Here is a 16,640-nt window from a genome sequence, read left to right on the forward strand (position 1 = left end):
CGTGCCAGGCCGCCGAGCAAACAAACGTATAGACAGGAGTATGAGCATGAGTGGAGTGATGGCAGGCAAGGTAGCGCTGGTGACTGGCGCGGGTGGTGGCATCGGGCGCGGCGTAGCGCTGGAACTGGCCAAGGCCGGCGCCAAGGTGGTGGTCAACGACATCGGCGTATCGCTCACCGGTGAAGGCGGCGACGCCGGCCCCGCGCAGCGCGTAGTCGACGAGATCGTCGCCGCCGGCGGCATTGCGGTAGCCAACACCGACAGCGTATCGAGCTGGCAGGGTGCCAATGCAATCGTGCAATGCGCGATCGACAACTTCGGCCGCATCGATGCCGTGGTCAATAACGCCGGCAATCTGCGTGACCGCATGTTCTTCAAGATGAACGAAGAAGAATGGCGCTCGGTGATCGACGTCCACCTCAACGGCACGTTCTTTGTCAGCCGCGCCGCCGCCAACCACTTCAAGGACCAGGAGAGCGGCGCCTACGTGCACATGACCTCCACCTCCGGCCTGATCGGCAACCTGGGCCAGGCCAACTACTCGGCCGCCAAGCTTGGCATTGCCGCGCTGTCGAAGTCGATCGCACTGGACATGGCCCGCTTCAATGTGCGCTCGAACTGCATCGCGCCGTTCGCCTGGAGCCGCATGACCAGCTCGATCCCCTCCGAGACCCCGGAAGAAAAGGCACGTGTCGCCAAGCTGCAAAAGATGGAAGCCAACAAGGTCGCGCCGATGGCCGCCTTCCTCGCCAGCGATGCCGCGCATGAAGTCAACGCGCAGATCTTTGCCGTGCGCGCCAACGAGATCATGCTGATGAGCCAGCCGCGTCCGGTGCGCTCGGTCCACATGAGCGAAGGCTGGACCCCCGAGTCCATTGCCGAGATCGCCATCCCCGCGATGCGCAACAGCTTCTTCAAGCTCGAGCGCTCGCCCGACGTGATCAGCTGGGACCCGATCTGACACCATGCCGCTCGACTACAACCGCATCAAGAACTGGGACTTTCCGGAGGTCACGCAAACCTACGGCGAGAAGGATTCCATCCTCTACGCGCTGGGTCTTGGCCTGGGCGAGCAGCCCACCGATCCGCGCCAGCTGCAATACGTTTATGAAGCGCAGCTCAAGGCCTTTCCAACGCAGGCCGTGGTGCTGGCCTATCCCGGCTTCTGGATGCAGGACCCGAAGAGCGGCATCGACTGGGTGCGCATCGTCCACGGCGAGCAGCGTCTGCGCCTGCACCGTCCGCTGCCGGTGTCCGGCACCGTGCGTGCACGTGCACGGGTGACCCATGTCATCGACAAGGGGGCCGACAAGGGCGCGCTCGTGATCGTGGAGCGCACGCTGGTGGATGCGGCCACCGGTGCCGAACTGGCCACCGTGAACCACACCACCTTCTGCCGCGCCGATGGCGGCTTTGGCCAGGGCGATACCGCGCCCGAAGCACTGCCGGCAGCGCCGGCCCGCGCGCCGGATGCGGCTCGCAACCTGGCGATCATGCCGCAGGCCGCGTTGTTGTACCGCCTCAATGCCGATCCCAACCCGTTGCATGCCGATCCGGAAGTGGCGCGCGCGGCGGGCTTCGACGCGCCCATCCTGCACGGCCTGTGCACCTATGGGGTGGCGGCGCGCGCGCTGGTCGACACCTTCGCCAACGGCGATGGCGATCAGCTGCTCGAACTCAATGTGCGTTTTTCCCGCCCGGTATTTCCCGGCGAAACCCTCGAAGTGCGCATGTGGCGCGAAGGCGGCGGCCGCGTGCTGTTCGACGCCCGCGTGCCCGCGCGCGACGTCACCGTGCTCAGCAATGGCGTAGCGGAGTTCCGTGCATGACAACAACGGCAACAACCATGAAGAGCGCGCTCGACGGCGTACGCGTGCTGGACCTTTCGCGCATCCTGGCCGGCCCCTGGTGCGCCCAGAACCTGGCCGACCTCGGCGCCGAGGTGATCAAGGTAGAGCGACCCGGCGTGGGCGACGACACCCGCTCCTGGGGCCCGCCCTGGCTGCCCGACGGCGACGGCAAGCCCTCGCGCGATGCGAGCTACTACGCCGGCGCCAATCGCGGCAAGCGCTCAGTCACGCTCGATATCGCCAGCCCCGAAGGGCAGAGCATCGTGCGCGAGCTGGCGGCGAAATCGCAGATCGTGCTGGAGAACTACAAGGTCGGCGACCTGAAGCGCTATGGCCTGGACTATGACAGCCTCAAGGCCATCAACCCGGCGCTGGTCTATTGCTCCATCACCGGCTACGGCCAGGAGGGCCCGAGCGCGCACAAGCCCGGCTACGATTTTATCTTCCAGGGCATCGGCGGGCTGATGAGCATCACCGGCGAGCGCGACGACCTGCCCGGCGGCGGCCCGCAGAAGGTCGGCGTGGCCGTGGTCGACATGCTTACCGGCATGTACGCCACCGTGGCCGTGCTGGCGGCGCTGCGCCATGCCGAGCGTACGGGCGAGGGGCAGCGCATCGACATGGCGCTGCTCGATGCGGTGGTGGCGGTCGGGGCGACGCCAATCCTGGCGCAGAAGATCACTGGAAAGACGCCGCAGCGCTTCGGGAACGCGCATGCGAACATGGTGCCGTACCACGTGTTTGCCACGGCGGATGGCTACATGATCGTGGCCGCTGGCAACGACGGGCAATGGCAAGGGTACTGCCGGGGCGTGGCGCGTCCGGACCTTGCCACGGACGAACGCTTCACCACCGGCACTGGCCGCATCGTCAATCGCGATGTGCTGGTGCCGCTGCTCGAAGCCCATATGCGCACGGGCACGACCGCGCATTGGGTGCAAGCGCTGGAACGCGAGGGCATTCCTTGCGGGCCGATCAACGACTATGCGCAGGTGCTGGAGGATCCGCAGGTCAGGTACCGTGAACTGCAGGTGGATATGGTGCGCAGCGATGGCGGGGTTTGTCCCACGGTGAAGAGTCCGTTGCGGCTTTCGGCCACGCCGGTGCGTTACGACGCGGCGCCGCCGCGGCTGGGCGAACATACCGAGGCGGTGCTTTCGGGCGTGCTGGGCATGTCGGCAGCGCGGATCGCGGCCCTGCGCGAACAAGGCTTGATCTGAGGCCGGTTCCGGCGGTACGCGTTGCCCAGGTGCGGCCGCCGGGGTGCGTACCGTCTGTCTGCGGACGGCGGCGCATATTGCGAAATTTCCAAATCCTGACGTACTCCGGTTCGCATAGAATCGCGCTCGGCGTGGACTTGCCTCCACGCATGCAGCCCGCGCCCCCGCGGGAGCCCGGCGGGCGGCTTGGCCCGCCGCCAGAGTCAAGGAGCACGAATGCATCGCGTGCATCGTTCTGCCCATGGATCGAGGCTGGGCTCTTTTTTTAGATCGAACTATCAGGCGCTATTCCCGTGACGTCCAGAAAACTCTTGTTGCTATGGTCGGCCGGTCAATTGCGATCAGGCATGGCGACGCCCGGGATAAGGCCATCCGGCAAGAGCGATGCCCCCGCGGGGTTCCCAGCCCACCGGACATGATCCATATCAAGCCTCGCGTGCCTGGTTCCCGGCACAATGCTCCTGAACGCTCCAGCCTTCCAACTCCCACCCAAGGTGAGGCCCATGTTTCCTGAATTCCGCGATCAGATATCCATCCTCAAGACCCAGGACGCCCACTTTGCGCGGCTGTTCACCCGCCACAACGAACTGGACCATGAGATCAAGAACATGGAGGCGGGCACGGTTCCCGCAGATGGCACCGCCATCGAGATCCTCAAGAAGGAAAAGCTGTTGCTGAAGGACCAGCTCTACGTCATCCTGCGCAAGGTCTCGGCTTCCTGAAGCCAATTTCAAATCCGCCAATCTGCCAATTGAAAGGCCATCCCATGTTCAAACATATCCTGCTACCCATCGACGGATCGGAGCTCTCGCAAAAGGCCTTCCCGGCGGCCGTTGAGTTCGCGCGGACGACCGGCGCCAAGCTGACCCCGTATATGTGCCTCGAGGAGTATCCGTTCCTGATGTCCAGCGACGCGGGCCATGAGAAGAAGTCGGTCTTCGAGCATCGCATCGAGGCCGCGGCGCGCGGGGAGCTGGCCAAGGTGGAATCGGCCGCGGCACTGGCCGGCGTGCCATGTGCGGGTGCCACGTCCATTGCGTCCGCGCCCTATCGCGGCATCATCGGCATGGCGAAGGAGCTCGGCTGCGACGTGATCTTCATGGCGTCGCACGGGCGGCGCGGCATCAGCGGCCTGCTGCTTGGCAGCGAGACCCAGAAGGTGCTGACGCATAGCGATATTCCGGTGCTGGTGTTCCGCTGAGCATGCCAGGGGATTTTTGATTTTTGATTTGTTGCGCCGCGCTAGCGGCGCAATCTCCCCGCGTCACACGGATCCCGCCGAGCCGAGCGCTCACCGCCGACCCGGCGGGATCTTCATCTTCATCTGCCGCGTCCAGGCACTCAGGCCGCGGACTCCATCATCTGCCGCTGCCGGTACTCCCCGGGCGCCACTCCCGTCCATTTCTTGAATGCGCGATGGAACGTGCTGGGTTCTGAAAACCCCACGCGCAGCGCCACCTGCTGCAGTGCAAGGTCCGTGTGTTCCAGGAAGGCGATGGCCGCGTCACGGCGCAGACTGTCCTTGATGCTCTGGTAGCCGCGCCCTTCGTCGCGCAGGCGGCGGCGCAGGGTTTGCGGCGTCAGGCGCAGGGTCTCGGCCATTTGTTCCAGCGAGGGCAGTTCGCCGTCGAGGTGACAGCGCAGGTGGCGCCGGATGCGCTCGGCGAGGCAGGAGTCGTCGCGGTAGCGGGTGAGCAGGTTGCGCGGCGTGTCGTTCAGGAAGGCTTGCAGGCTGCTGGCGTCCTGGACCACGGGCAGGCGCAGCCAGCTGGCGTCGAAGTGCAGGGCGGTGTGCGGCTGGCCATAGCGGACCTGGGTGTTGAAGACCCGTTCGGTGTCGGTGAGCCGCAATGGCCCGCGCGCTGGTTCCGGGCCGCGCGCGGCCAGGTCGACGCCGGCGAGGGGAATGCGCTGCGCCACCAGCCAGTTGGCCACCCCGTAAGCCTGGAAGGCGAAAGTGGACTGCGCGTACTGGCGGCACGCCGTGGCGGGCGCGCGAGGCAGCAGGAGCAGGGTGGCGCGGCCGTCGCGCTGTTGCAGCCGAGGCACGAAATCGACCAGGTGCAGGCGATACAGGTTCAGCCCGGCGCGCATGGCGTCTTCCAGCGTGGCGCAGTGGATCAACGCCTGGCAGGCCTGGGCGAACACACCCGGCGCCACCGGCCGGCTGAGCAAGCCCCAGAACTCATCGCGCGTGACGCGCCGCATCGAGCGCATCAGCGCGGCAAACTGGCCCTCGCTCACGCGCGCGTTGGGCGACTGCAGCAACGCGGGCGAAATGGCGGCGCGGCGCAGCAGGGCGTCGATGTCGCAGCCAAGCCGGCGTGCGCCTTGCACGATCTGGTGCAGCTGCAGCACGGAAATGGTGTGGCGCGTGGGCGGCTGGGCGGCGTCGGCGCGCGGTGTGCCTGGCGGGAGGGAACTGAGCGGCACCGTCATCGATGACGGCGCGGATGCCCTGAGTGCGGCGATTTGCATTGTCTCCTCGTTCTCAACGGACTCCCTGGTCCCGATCCGGATCTACCGTGGGCTGCATCTCGCTGCACCGCAGCGCAATGCTCGGGCTTGCCGGACCACCGCCGGTTCTGTGCCGGCTATGTGCGCCAGTTAACCCGATGCTGCGCCCCAGCACAATCCGGATTTACCAAAGGCAGGCTTTTCCCTGAACGATTCGGCCAATCATTTTGGGCCGAAAGGTCATTGTCCACGCAGTGCACCATCGCGCAATCTCATCCCTTGCCGGCCTGCGCACCCGCAGGGCGCGGCGTGGCGGTTCACGAGGGGAGAAGCAGGATGCAGATAGGACGTCGCAGGACCCTGTTACGGCTTGGCGCGGCCTCTTTGGCCGCTGGTGGCGGCATCTCCGGGATCGCCAGCGCGCTCGCGCAAGGCGCCGTGCCCACCGGATACCCTGCCAAGCCGGTGCGGCTGGTGGTGCCGTATCCGGCGGGGGGCGCCACCGACGTGCTCGCCCGCGCCATTGCCGCGCCGCTTGGCCAGCAATGGCAGCGCACGGTGGTGGTGGAAAACCGCCCGGGCGCCAGCGGCATGATCGGTGCCGATGCGGTGGCCAAGGCGCCTGCGGATGGCTACACCTTGCTGCTCACGCTGACCAGCGTGGTGCAGTTGCCCAGCCAGTATGCAAAGCCGCCTTTCGACCCGATGCGCGACCTCGTCGCGCTGTCGGAGCTGGCGACTTCGCACCTGGTGGTGGCCGCCAATTCGTCCATGCCGGGCAGCCTCGCCGAGGTGGTGCAAATGACAAAGGGCAAGCCGAAAGGGTATTCCTACGGCACCTACGGCACCGGCAGCGGCGCGCACCTCTATATGGAAGTGTTTACCGGCGCCGCCGGGCTCGACATGATCCATGTCCCCTACAAAGGTGAGGCGCCGTTGCTCAATGACCTGCTGGGCGGCCAGGTGTCGGTGGGCACCATCTCCGTGATGGGCATCAAGCCGCATGTGCGCACCGGCCGCCTGCGCGCGCTGGCGGTGGTGGGCAACACCCGGGCGCCCATGCTGCCCGAGGTGCCGACCTTCCAGGAGCTGGGCTACAGCGGCCTGGACGGGCCTGGCTGGTTCGGCCTGTTTGCCCCGGCCGGCACGCCGCGGCCGATTGTGGACAAGGTTTCGGCGGACGTGAACGCCATCCTGGCCACGCCCGATATCCGGCAGCGCATGACCGACCTTGGCGTGATCGTCAAAGGCACCCGGCCGATAGAGTTCGCCGAGGTGGCGCGCGCCGACCAGGCTTACTGGAACGGCGTGATCCGCAAGCTCAATATCCGGCTCGACTGAGCCTGCAGCATTTCCCAACTCTCTCGTGCCCGTTCGGGGCCGATTCAGGAGCAGCGATGCAGCACACGCGCCGCAAGGCATTGCAGCAGATTGGAGCCGGCGCACTCGCCGCCGGCGGCCTGGGCCTGGGGCTGAGTCCGGCGCGCGCCGGCGCTTTCCCGGCCAAGCCAGTGCGGCTGGTGGTGCCTTACCCCGCGGGCGGCGCCACCGATGTGCTGGCACGCGCGATTGCCGAGCCGCTCGGCAAGATGTGGCAGCGCCCCATCGTGGTGGAAAACCGCCCGGGCGCCAGCGGCATGATCGGCGCCGACGCCGTGGCCAAGGCCGATGCCGACGGCCATACCGCGCTGCTTACCATCACCACGCTGGTCCAGGCCCCCAGTCTCTACGCCAAGGCGCCGTTCGACCCGGTGCGCGATTTCGCCCCGGTGTCCAATCTTGGCACCACCAGCCTGGTGTTCGCGGTGCACAACTCGGTGCCCGCCACGACGCTGGCCGAATTCATCGCGCTGGTGAAGTCCAGGCCAAGGCAGTTCAACTATGGCTCCTACGGCACCGGCTCAAGCGGCCATCTCTACTGCGAAGTGTTCAACGAGGCGGCGGGGCTGGACATGACCCACGTGTCGTACAAGGGCGAGGCGCCGGAACTGAACGACCTGCTCGGCGGGCAGATCCCCGCGGCGATCATCTCGGTGATGGGCGCGCGCCCGCACGTGGCAACCGGCCGCCTGCGCGCGCTGGCGGTGACCGGCCCCGCGCGCGCGCCGCAGCTGCCAGACGTGCCGACCTTTCGCGAGTCTGGCATCGCGGGCATGGATTCGATGGGCTGGTTCGGGCTGTTGCTGCCGGCCGCCGCGCCGCGCCCGGTGATCGAAAAGTTCTCCTCGGACGTCAACCGCGTGCTGGCCATGCCAGCCGTGCGCGCGCGCATGAACGACATGGGCGTGGTGCTTGCCGGCAGCACGCCCGATGCCTTCGCCGAGACCATGCGCAGCGATTACGCGCGCTGGGGCAAGGTCATCCGCACCCGGAACATCCGCCTTGACTAACGCCGTCCTGATGCACGCCGCCTTGATGCGCGCCGGGCCGGTGGCGGCCTGCAATTTTCCCACTTTGTGTTTCCTATGAATCAAGCTGCTTCTGCTTCCCGCGCCCCGGCCTACCGTTCTCCCCACTGGCCTGCGGGCATGCCCGCCGAGGCGTGCGTGCCGCGCACCAGCCTGGCCTACAACGTCGAGGTGGCCGCCCGGCGCTATCCGGACAAGACCGCGATCCAGTATTTCCATACGGCCATCTCCTACGCCAGCCTGCATGCGCAGATCGAGCGCATGGCCGGCTACCTGCAGCAGGCTTGCGGCGTGGCGCCGGGCGACCGCGTGATGCTGTTCAGCCAGAACTGCCCGCAGTTCATCGTGGCCTACTACGCCATCCTGCGTGCCGAGGCGGTGGTCGTGCCAGCCAACCCGATGTGGCTGACCGGGGAGCTCGAACACGTGGCCGCGGACAGCGGCGCGGTAGCGGCCTTCGTCGCGGCGGAGCTGTATCCGCAGATCGCGCCGCTGCATGGCGCCAGCCTGGCGCATGTCATCGTGCATCAGTACGGGGACATGCTCGAGGCGGCCGGCGGCACCGACGGCGTGCCCGCCTGGCTTTGCGAGCGTGCGCCGCTGTCCGCCTGCGCACCCGCAGGCGCCACGCTGGCGACCTGGGCGCAGGCCGACGCCGCAGGCCATGTCCCGCGCGCCCATGAGGCCGGCTACGACACGCTGTGCATGCTGGCCTACACCTCGGGCACCACGGGCCATCCCAAGGGCTGCATGCATACGCACGGCACGCTGATGAGCGCGGCGGTGGGCTCGCAGCTGTGGCGCAGCGCCAGCCCGCAGAGCGTGTGCTTGTCGGTCGCACCGATGTTCCACCTGCTGGGCATGCAGAACGGCATCCACGCGCCGCTTTACCTGGGTGCCACCATCGTGCTGCTGCCGCGCTGGGATCGCGTGGCAGCAGCAGACCTGATCGAGCGCTACCAGGTCTCCACTTGGGGCGCGCCGCCCGCCATGCTGGTGGATTTCTTCGCGCAGCCGGGCATCGGCGAGCGCAACCTCTCCAGCCTTGCCTACCTGGGCGGCGGTGGGGCCGCCATGCCGGACGCCGTGGCCACCATGCTGCAGGAGCGCTTTGGCCTGCCTTACGTGGAGGCGTACGGCCTGACCGAGACCGCCGCCTTCCTGCTGTCCAATCCGCGCCACCGGCCCAAGCGCGAATGCCTGGGCATCGCCACGTTCGGCGTGGACGCGCGCGTGATCGACCCGCACACGCTGGCCGAGCTGCCGCAGGGCGAGCTGGGCGAGATCGTGACCCATGGGGCGCAGGTGATGCGCGGCTACTGGCGCAACCCGCAGGCCGACGCGGAATCGTTCATCGAGATCGATGGCAAGCGCTTCCTGCGCACCGGCGACCTCGGCTTCATGGATGAGGAAGGCTATTTCTTCATGCGCGACCGGCTCAAACGCATGATCAACGCATCCGGCTTCAAGGTCTGGCCGGCGGAGGTGGAGAACCTGCTCTACGGCCATCCCGCCATCCATGAAGCCTGCGTGATCGCCGCGCGCGACGCGCGCCGCGGCGAGACCGTCAAGGCCGTGGTGGCGCTCAAGCCGGCCGCGCGCGGCACGCCCGAGGCCAGCGCCGAGCAGATCATGGCGTGGTGCCGCGAGCGGCTGGCGGCTTACAAGGTGCCGCGCATTGTCAGCTTTGTCGATGCCTTGCCCAAATCGGCCACCGGCAAGATCCAGTGGCGGGCACTGCAGGAGCTGGAGCAGGACCAAGGCGGAGATCAACCGGCCGCCGCCGGCAGCGTGGCCTGAACCAGAACAGCGAGAGCAACGAGAACAACGAGAACGATGGGAGACATCATGAAGACATCGAGACGAAACTGGCTGGGCCAGGCGGCAGTGCTGGGCGGCGGTGCGTTGCTGGGCGGATGGCAGTGGCCCGCGCAGGCGCAGGGCACCTATCCGGCGCGGCCCATCCGCATGGTGGTGCCGTATCCCGCCGGCGGCGGCACCGATACCATCGCGCGCATGATCGGCCAGCGCCTGACGGAGGCCTGGGGCCAGCCGGTGGTGGTTGACAACAAGCCCGGCGCCAGCGGCATGCTCGGCAACGACATCGTGGCCAAGGCCCCGCCCGACGGCTACGCGATGCTGCTCGGCATCACTGCCATGATCCAGTCGCCCAGCCTGTACAAGCGCATCCCGTACGACGTGGCCCGCGACTTCGCGCCGGTTTCACTGCTGGCCAGGTCCTCCGACCTGTTCGTGGTGCCCAACCGGGTGCCGGCCACCACGCTCGCCGAGTTCGTGGCCCTGGCCAAGGCCGGCAAGCTCAGCTACGGCTCCTACGGCAACGGCACCTCATCGCATTTGCATGGCGAGCTGCTCAAGATGCAGGCGCATGTGGACCTTGCACACATTCCATACAAAGGCGCCGCGCCGCTGATGAGCGACGTGTTGGGCGGACAGGTGGATTCGGCGTTTGTCGATGTGACCTCGGCCAATAGCTACCTGAATAGCGGCAAGTTCAAGATCCTCGCCATCACGGGCACCCAGCGCTACAAATCGATTCCCTCGGTGCCGACTTTCGCGCAGGCCGGCTTCTCCGGGTTTGAGCCGAGCGGCTGGTTCTCGATGTTCCTGCCCGCCAATACGCCGCGCGACGTGGTTACCCGGCTCTCCACCGAGATCGCCCGCATTGTGCGGCTCCCGGACATCTCGCAAAAGCTGGTGGCGATGGGGCTGCAGCCGGTGGGCTCGTCTCCGGAAGAACTGGCCGCGGTGATCGCGACGGACACGCCCAAGTGGGCGCGCATCGTCCGCGACGCCAACATCCAGCTTGACTGAAGCGCCGATTTTATGACTGCTACTGCATTTATTCACCGAGCCTACCCACAGGAGTACGCCATGGAGACCATTCGCTACGCCGTTGCCGACGGGGTTGCCACCCTCACGCTCGACTTCCCGAAACGCAAGAACGCCCTGAACGGCACCATGCGCCGCGAGATCGGCGAGGTCGTGCACCAGTTGCGCCAGGACACCAGCGTGCGCGCGCTGATCCTCACCGGCGCGGGCACGGATTTCTGTTCCGGCGGCGACATCAGCTCGATGCAGGGCGAAATCAGCGCTGAGCAGGGCCGCCAGCGCCTGGCTGCGATCCATCCGTGGCTGGAAGACCTGATTCACCTCGACCGTCCCGTGATCGCGGCGGTGGACGGCGCGGCCTATGGCGCCGGCTTCAGCCTGGCGCTCGTGGCCGACATCATCCTGGCCACGCCGCGTGCGCGCTTTGGCCTGCCTTTCCTGCGCCTGGGCCTGATCCCGGATTGCGGCGTGTTCTACACGCTGCCGCGCATGATCGGCCTGCAGCGTGCCAAGGCGCTGATGTTCTCGATGCGTGAACTGAGCGCCGCGGCGGCGCTGGAGCAAGGCATCGTGATGGAAATCGTGCCGCCGGAGGCGCTGCAGGCGCGCGCGCTGGCGCTTGCCTCGGCCTTTACCGAAGCCTCGCCGGTGGCGGTTGCGCTGACCAAGAAGGCGCTCAATGCCTCGCTGAACCAGGACCTGCACAGCATGCTGGAGATGGAGGCGGACGGCCAGGGTATCGCTTTCGCCACCGCGTACCGCCAGGAGGCCGCCACGCGCTTCCTGGAAAAGCAGCCGCCGCGCTATCGCTGGCCCGACTGAACAACCACACAACACACAACAACAACGAGCGCGTGATGCTGCAACGCAACACCGGTATCACCCGCAACACCAGCAACCATCAAGGAGAACAACATGGGAAATTCCGACAAGAACATGGCGATGGCCGCCCGCAAGGTGCCCTGGATGAGCGAAGACCTGGTCATGTTCCAGGACACCGTACGCCGCTTCGTGGAGCGCGAGCTGGTGCCGAACGAGGCGCGCTGGGCCGAGCGCGGCTACATCGACCGCGAAGTCTGGAACCGCGCCGGCGAGGTTGGCCTGCTGTGCGCCAGCATTCCCGAGGAGTACGGCGGCGGCGGCGGGAACTTTGCCCACGAGGCTGTAATCTGTAACGAAATGGCACGCGCCATCGCCACCAGCCTGGGCAATGGCGTGCACAGTGGCATCGTGGCCCATTACTTGCTCAACTACGGTACCGAGGCGCAGAAGCGCAAGTGGCTTCCGCAGATGGCTTCAGGCGCCATGGTGGCCGCCATCGCCATGTCGGAGCCCGGCGCGGGCTCGGATCTCAAGTCGGTACGCACCCGAGCGGTGCGTGAGAAGACCCAGAACGGAGACATCTATCGCATCAACGGTGCAAAAACCTTCATCACCAATGGCTACCATGCCGATCTCGTTTGCGTGGTAGCCAAGACCGATCTCGATGCCGGCACGAAAGGGGTCTCGCTCATCATGGTCGAGACCCGGGACCAGCCTGGCTTCAGGCGCGGTCGCATTCTGGAAAAAATCGGGCAGAAAGGCCAGGACACCGCCGAGTTGTTCTTCGACGACGTGTGCGTGCCGGTGGAGAACCTGCTGGGCGACGAGGAGGGCAAGGGCTTCTATCAACTGATGCAGCAACTGCCGCAGGAGCGCATGATCATCGCGCTTGGTGCGGTGGCGAGCATGCAGCGCGCGATCGAGCTCACCACCGACTACGTGCGCGAGCGGCAGGTGTTTGGAAAACCGCTGATCGATATGCAGAACACGCGCTTCAAGCTGGCGGAGTGCAAGACCGAGGCGACCATCGCCGCCACGTTCGTCGATGATTGCATGGTGCGCTTGCTGAGGGGCGAGCTCGATGCGCCCACCGCGGCCATGGCCAAGTGGTGGTGCTCGCAGAAGAACTGCGAAATCATCGACGAATGCCTGCAACTGCATGGCGGGTACGGCTATATGCTCGAATACCCGATCGCGCGCATGTACGCGAACGCGCGGGTCAGCAAGATTTATGGCGGCTCCAACGAAATCATGAAGGAGCTGGTGGCTCGCACGCTGTGATGGCGTGCGCGGGGCCACGCGATTAGCCGCTCATGCCAACGTCGTAGTGCGTTGGAAGTAGGCTGGCCGCAAAGCCCCGCGCAGCGCGGGTTGCGAGGGGAAGAGCGCGTATTCCGTTACAAAAGCAGCTGTGCACGGAATATCGGAAAGGTGTAATGTGTGTCACAAGACATGGTTCAAATGCCCGTCGCGAGTGGGGCCTGGAGTGGTGGTACGGTGAGCCGAGCTGATTCGTTGCGCCGTTGCAAACGCAGTTGAAAAGTTCGTCAACCGACTCTCAGCCTTCGCCGTTATTTGACTATGATGAAGTAAAGATTTCGCAACATGGCAGCACCGCCAAGCCGGGGTGGCGGAGCCGCAAAAGCTGCCGCGAGATCTTAGGTTGTAGTAGATCTACCTTCGCCTCGGACGGGACTCTGACGGGAGTGAGGTATGGACATTTTCGGCCACTACGCCACACGCTTCGAAGCTCGCAAGGAAGAGGAATACAGCATCCAGGAGTATCTGGATATCTGCAAGAAGGATCCTTCCGCCTATGCGACTGCGGCCGAGCGCATGCTCGCCGCCATTGGTCAGCCTGAACTGGTGGACACCCACCACGACCCTCGGCTGTCCCGCCTGTTCTTCAACAAGGTCATCAGGATTTATCCGGCCTTCCGCGAGTTCTACGGCATGGAAGACACGATCGAGCAGATCGTCGCCTTCTTCAAGCACGCCGCGCAAGGGCTCGAGGAGCGCAAGCAGATCCTTTACCTGCTCGGGCCTCCCGGAGGCGGCAAGTCCTCGCTGGCGGAAAAACTCAAGGCGCTGATGGAGCAGGTTCCCATCTACGCGTTGAAGGGTTCGCCCATCCATGAATCGCCGCTCGGGCTGTTCTCCCCCGAGGAAGACGGCAAGATCCTGGAAGAGGACTACGGCATCCCGGTGCGCTATCTCAACACCATTGCCTCGCCCTGGGCGGTCAAGCGCCTGCACGAGTTCAATGGCGACATCACGCGCTTCCGCGTGGTCAAGCTGCGCCCTTCGGTGCTGTCGCAGATCGCGATCTCCAAGACGGAGCCGGGCGACGAGAACAACCAGGACATATCGTCGCTGGTGGGCAAGGTCGATATCCGCAAGCTGGAGGATTTCCCGCAGGACGATCCGGATGCTTACTCGTATTCCGGCGGGCTGTGCCTGGCCAACCGCGGGCTGCTCGAGTTCGTGGAAATGTTCAAGGCCCCGATCAAGGTCCTGCACCCGTTGCTGACCGCCACCCAGGAGGGCAACTACAAGGGCACCGAAGGCTTCGGCGCGATCCCCTTCGACGGCGTCATCCTGGCGCACTCGAACGAAGCCGAGTGGACAACCTTCAAGGCCGACAAGAACAACGAGGCTTTCCTCGACCGGATCTACATCGTCAAGGTGCCGTACTGCCTGCGCGTGTCGGAGGAGGTGAAGATCTACGACAAGCTGTTGCGCAGCAGTTCGCTGTCGGCCGCGCCGTGCGCGCCCAACACCTTGAAGATGATGGGACAGTTCGCCGTGCTCACCCGCATCAAGGAGCCGGAGAATTCAAACATCTTCTCCAAGATGCGCGTCTATGACGGCGAGAGCCTGAAGGATGTCGACCCCAAGGCCAAGTCGTACCAGGAGTATCGCGACTACGCCGGCATCGACGAAGGCATGAACGGCTTGTCCACGCGTTTCGCCTTCAAGGTGTTGTCCAAGGTCTTCAACTTCGACAATACCGAGGTGGCCGCCAATCCGGTGCACCTGCTCTATGTGCTCGAGCAACAGATCGAGCGCGAGCAGTTCCCGCCGGAGCAGGAAGCCAAGCTGCGGTCGTACATCAAGGAGTATTTGACCGCACCGTTCGTGGAGTTCATCGGCAAGGAGATCCAGACCGCTTACCTGGAGTCGTACTCCGAATACGGCCAGAACATCTTCGATCGCTACGTGGTGTTTGCCGACCTGTGGATCCAGGACCAGGAATATCGCGACCCGAATACCGGCGAGATTCTCGATCGCAACGCGTTGAACGACGAGCTTGAGAAAGTCGAGAAGCCCGCGGGGATATCCAACCCCAAGGACTTCCGCAACGAGATCGTCAACTTCGTGCTGCGCGCGCGGGCCAACAACGCGGGCAAGAACCCCGCGTGGACCAGCTACGAGAAGTTGCGCATGGTGATTGAGAAGCGCATGTTCTCCACCACCGAAGACCTGTTGCCCGTGATCTCGTTCAACGCCAAATCCTCTCGCGAGGATCAGGACAAGCACGCGAACTTTGTCAACCGCATGGTTGAGAAGGGATACACCGCGAAGCAGGTCCGCTTACTTGTGGAGTGGTATTTGCGCGTAAGAAAATCATCGTAACGGCGCCTGAACGAGGCCTCTAAGCGAGGGCAAGCATATGGCCACGGTCATCGATCGGCGCGAGAACGGCGGCAACAAGAGTGCCGTCAACCAGCAACGCTTCATCAAACGCTACCGCGAACAGATACGCCAGGCGGTAGCGAAGGCGGTGTCCGGCCGGAAGATCATGGACATCGAGCAAAGCGGGCAGGTGTCCATTCCGGTCAAGGACATCTCCGAGCCCGCCTTTCACCACGGCCAGGGCGGCCGGCGGGAGTGGATCCACCCGGGCAACAAGAAATTTGTCCGGGGGGACAGCTTCGACCGCCAGCAGCAAGGCGGGGGTGGAGGCGGCTCCAAGGCGAGCGATTCGGGTGAAGGCGAGGACGATTTCGTCTTCAGCCTGTCGCGCGAGGATTTCCTCAATTTCTTTTTCGAGGACATGGCGCTGCCGGACATGGCCAAGCGCCACCTTGCCAAGATCGCCGAGGTCCGCAAGGTCCGGGCTGGCTTCTCGATCGACGGCACCCCGTCCAACCTGTCCATCCTGCGCACGATGCGAAGCTCGCTCGGGCGGCGCATTGCTTTGTCCAGTCCTTACCAGAAAAAGCTCGCAGTGCTGGAGCAGGAGTATGGCGAGGTGCTGGAGCAGGACGGGCCTTACTCGGCACGGGCGCTGGAACTGATGAAGGAGATGCGTCACCTGCGCGCCTGCGTGGAACGCGTGCCCTTTATCGAGAAGCTCGACCTGCGCTACAACAACCGCGTGCTGAAAAAGCGCCCGCAGGCACAGGCGGTGATGTTCTGCCTGATGGATGTGTCCGGGTCCATGGATGAGAGCCGCAAGGATCTTGCCAAGCGCTTTTTCATGCTCTTGTACCTCTTTCTCAAGCGCAACTACGATCGCATCGACGTGGTGTTCATTCGTCATCACACGGTGGCGAAGGAAGTGAACGAGGAAGATTTCTTCCATTCGCGCGAATCCGGTGGTACGGTCGTGTCGAGCGCGCTCAAGCTGATGGTCGAGGTAATTCACGACCGCTATCCAGCCAGCCAGTGGAATATTTACTGCGCCCAGGCCTCGGACGGCGACAACTGGGCGGGCGACTCGGAGTTGTGCGGGCGCTTGCTGCGCGAGGCCATCCTGCCGCTGGTGCAGTACTACGCCTATGTGGAAGTGGCTTCGGAGGAGCCGCAGAACCTGTGGGAAGAGTATCTGGCGGTCAAGGACCGGCATGAGAACTTCGCCATGCAGCGCATCATCGGGGCGGACGAGATCTACCCCGTGCTGCATGACCTGTTCCAGAAGAAGGCGGCATGGCCATCCAGCCGCTGAGGTCGCCCTGGTTTTTTGCAGGTGTTTTCCGCTCTCCCGCTGTGCGGGAGAGCGTAGCAACCCTAGCTTCACCCGCAAC

At 65.0% G+C, this 16,640-nt stretch carries 14 protein-coding genes; 13 read left to right on the forward strand and 1 reads right to left on the reverse strand.

Annotated features, from left to right (window positions below; translation table 11 throughout):
* Positions 1–46 precede the first annotated feature (46 nt).
* The 5 genes from AC1DQR_RS31010 to AC1DQR_RS31030 all read left to right on the forward strand — a co-directional run bounded on the left by AC1DQR_RS31010 (position 47) and on the right by AC1DQR_RS31030 (position 4,271).
* Complete coding sequence (locus AC1DQR_RS31010; RefSeq protein WP_043357229.1) at positions 47–961, forward strand: SDR family NAD(P)-dependent oxidoreductase; 915 nt, start codon at positions 47–49, stop codon at positions 959–961.
* A gap of 4 nt (positions 962–965) precedes the next feature.
* A complete protein-coding gene (locus tag AC1DQR_RS31015) occupies positions 966–1,829 on the forward strand; it encodes a MaoC/PaaZ C-terminal domain-containing protein (protein WP_416051421.1) in 864 nt (287 codons plus the stop codon).
* Positions 1,826–3,070, forward strand: a complete 1,245-nt coding sequence (locus AC1DQR_RS31020) for a CaiB/BaiF CoA transferase family protein (RefSeq protein ID WP_416051422.1) — start codon at positions 1,826–1,828, stop codon at positions 3,068–3,070. The genes AC1DQR_RS31015 and AC1DQR_RS31020 overlap by 4 nt, the downstream gene beginning before the upstream one ends.
* A 503-nt stretch (positions 3,071–3,573) precedes the next feature.
* The gene (locus AC1DQR_RS31025; RefSeq protein ID WP_043357222.1) at positions 3,574–3,792 is read left to right on the forward strand and encodes an HP1242/YdcH family protein; all 219 of its coding nucleotides are present in this window, start codon (positions 3,574–3,576) and stop codon (positions 3,790–3,792) included.
* Positions 3,793–3,836: 44 nt separating this feature from the next.
* Complete coding sequence (locus AC1DQR_RS31030) at positions 3,837–4,271, forward strand: universal stress protein (RefSeq protein ID WP_416051423.1); 435 nt, start codon at positions 3,837–3,839, stop codon at positions 4,269–4,271.
* 140 nt (positions 4,272–4,411) lie between these two features.
* On the opposite strand, the gene AC1DQR_RS31035 is transcribed toward AC1DQR_RS31030, so the two are convergent.
* Complete coding sequence (locus AC1DQR_RS31035) at positions 4,412–5,548, reverse strand: AraC family transcriptional regulator (protein ID WP_416051424.1); 1,137 nt, start codon at positions 5,546–5,548, stop codon at positions 4,412–4,414.
* A 315-nt stretch (positions 5,549–5,863) separates the two neighbouring features.
* Between AC1DQR_RS31035 and AC1DQR_RS31040 the strand changes: the two genes are divergently transcribed.
* From AC1DQR_RS31040 to AC1DQR_RS31075, 8 genes are all read left to right on the forward strand, one after another.
* Positions 5,864–6,868: a tripartite tricarboxylate transporter substrate binding protein gene (locus AC1DQR_RS31040; protein WP_477134391.1), complete on the forward strand. Its 1,005-nt coding sequence runs from the start codon at positions 5,864–5,866 to the stop codon at positions 6,866–6,868.
* A 56-nt stretch (positions 6,869–6,924) separates the two neighbouring features.
* On the forward strand, positions 6,925–7,917 hold the full coding sequence (locus AC1DQR_RS31045) for a Bug family tripartite tricarboxylate transporter substrate binding protein (protein ID WP_416051426.1): 993 nt from the start codon (positions 6,925–6,927) through the stop codon (positions 7,915–7,917).
* A gap of 75 nt (positions 7,918–7,992) precedes the next feature.
* The gene (locus tag AC1DQR_RS31050) at positions 7,993–9,735 is read left to right on the forward strand and encodes a long-chain fatty acid--CoA ligase (RefSeq protein WP_416051427.1); all 1,743 of its coding nucleotides are present in this window, start codon (positions 7,993–7,995) and stop codon (positions 9,733–9,735) included.
* A gap of 48 nt (positions 9,736–9,783) precedes the next feature.
* Complete coding sequence (locus AC1DQR_RS31055) at positions 9,784–10,770, forward strand: Bug family tripartite tricarboxylate transporter substrate binding protein (protein WP_416051428.1); 987 nt, start codon at positions 9,784–9,786, stop codon at positions 10,768–10,770.
* A gap of 60 nt (positions 10,771–10,830) precedes the next feature.
* The gene (locus tag AC1DQR_RS31060) at positions 10,831–11,610 is read left to right on the forward strand and encodes an enoyl-CoA hydratase/isomerase family protein (protein ID WP_416051429.1); all 780 of its coding nucleotides are present in this window, start codon (positions 10,831–10,833) and stop codon (positions 11,608–11,610) included.
* 93 nt (positions 11,611–11,703) lie between these two features.
* Positions 11,704–12,891 carry an acyl-CoA dehydrogenase family protein gene (locus AC1DQR_RS31065; protein WP_477134392.1) on the forward strand — a complete coding sequence of 396 codons (1,188 nt, stop codon included), beginning with the start codon at positions 11,704–11,706 and terminating at the stop codon, positions 12,889–12,891.
* Positions 12,892–13,323: 432 nt separating this feature from the next.
* A complete protein-coding gene (locus tag AC1DQR_RS31070; protein WP_150985224.1) occupies positions 13,324–15,246 on the forward strand; it encodes a PrkA family serine protein kinase in 1,923 nt (640 codons plus the stop codon).
* A gap of 37 nt (positions 15,247–15,283) precedes the next feature.
* Positions 15,284–16,561 carry a YeaH/YhbH family protein gene (locus tag AC1DQR_RS31075; protein WP_416051430.1) on the forward strand — a complete coding sequence of 426 codons (1,278 nt, stop codon included), beginning with the start codon at positions 15,284–15,286 and terminating at the stop codon, positions 16,559–16,561.
* The last annotated feature ends 79 nt before the right edge of the window (positions 16,562–16,640 follow it).

Source organism: Cupriavidus sp. 05L411, assembly GCF_056398045.1.

Coding starts and splice junctions, on each gene's coding strand:
- AC1DQR_RS31010 (WP_043357229.1), top strand. CDS start 47: ATGAGTGGAGTGATGGCAGGCAAGGTAGCGCTGGTGACTGGCGCGGGT.
- AC1DQR_RS31015 (WP_416051421.1), top strand. CDS start 966: ATGCCGCTCGACTACAACCGCATCAAGAACTGGGACTTTCCGGAGGTC.
- AC1DQR_RS31020 (WP_416051422.1), top strand. CDS start 1,826: ATGACAACAACGGCAACAACCATGAAGAGCGCGCTCGACGGCGTACGC.
- AC1DQR_RS31025 (WP_043357222.1), top strand. CDS start 3,574: ATGTTTCCTGAATTCCGCGATCAGATATCCATCCTCAAGACCCAGGAC.
- AC1DQR_RS31030 (WP_416051423.1), top strand. CDS start 3,837: ATGTTCAAACATATCCTGCTACCCATCGACGGATCGGAGCTCTCGCAA.
- AC1DQR_RS31035 (WP_416051424.1), bottom strand. CDS start 5,548: ATGCAAATCGCCGCACTCAGGGCATCCGCGCCGTCATCGATGACGGTG.
- AC1DQR_RS31040 (WP_477134391.1), top strand. CDS start 5,864: ATGCAGATAGGACGTCGCAGGACCCTGTTACGGCTTGGCGCGGCCTCT.
- AC1DQR_RS31045 (WP_416051426.1), top strand. CDS start 6,925: ATGCAGCACACGCGCCGCAAGGCATTGCAGCAGATTGGAGCCGGCGCA.
- AC1DQR_RS31050 (WP_416051427.1), top strand. CDS start 7,993: ATGAATCAAGCTGCTTCTGCTTCCCGCGCCCCGGCCTACCGTTCTCCC.
- AC1DQR_RS31055 (WP_416051428.1), top strand. CDS start 9,784: ATGAAGACATCGAGACGAAACTGGCTGGGCCAGGCGGCAGTGCTGGGC.
- AC1DQR_RS31060 (WP_416051429.1), top strand. CDS start 10,831: ATGGAGACCATTCGCTACGCCGTTGCCGACGGGGTTGCCACCCTCACG.
- AC1DQR_RS31065 (WP_477134392.1), top strand. CDS start 11,704: ATGGGAAATTCCGACAAGAACATGGCGATGGCCGCCCGCAAGGTGCCC.
- AC1DQR_RS31070 (WP_150985224.1), top strand. CDS start 13,324: ATGGACATTTTCGGCCACTACGCCACACGCTTCGAAGCTCGCAAGGAA.
- AC1DQR_RS31075 (WP_416051430.1), top strand. CDS start 15,284: ATGGCCACGGTCATCGATCGGCGCGAGAACGGCGGCAACAAGAGTGCC.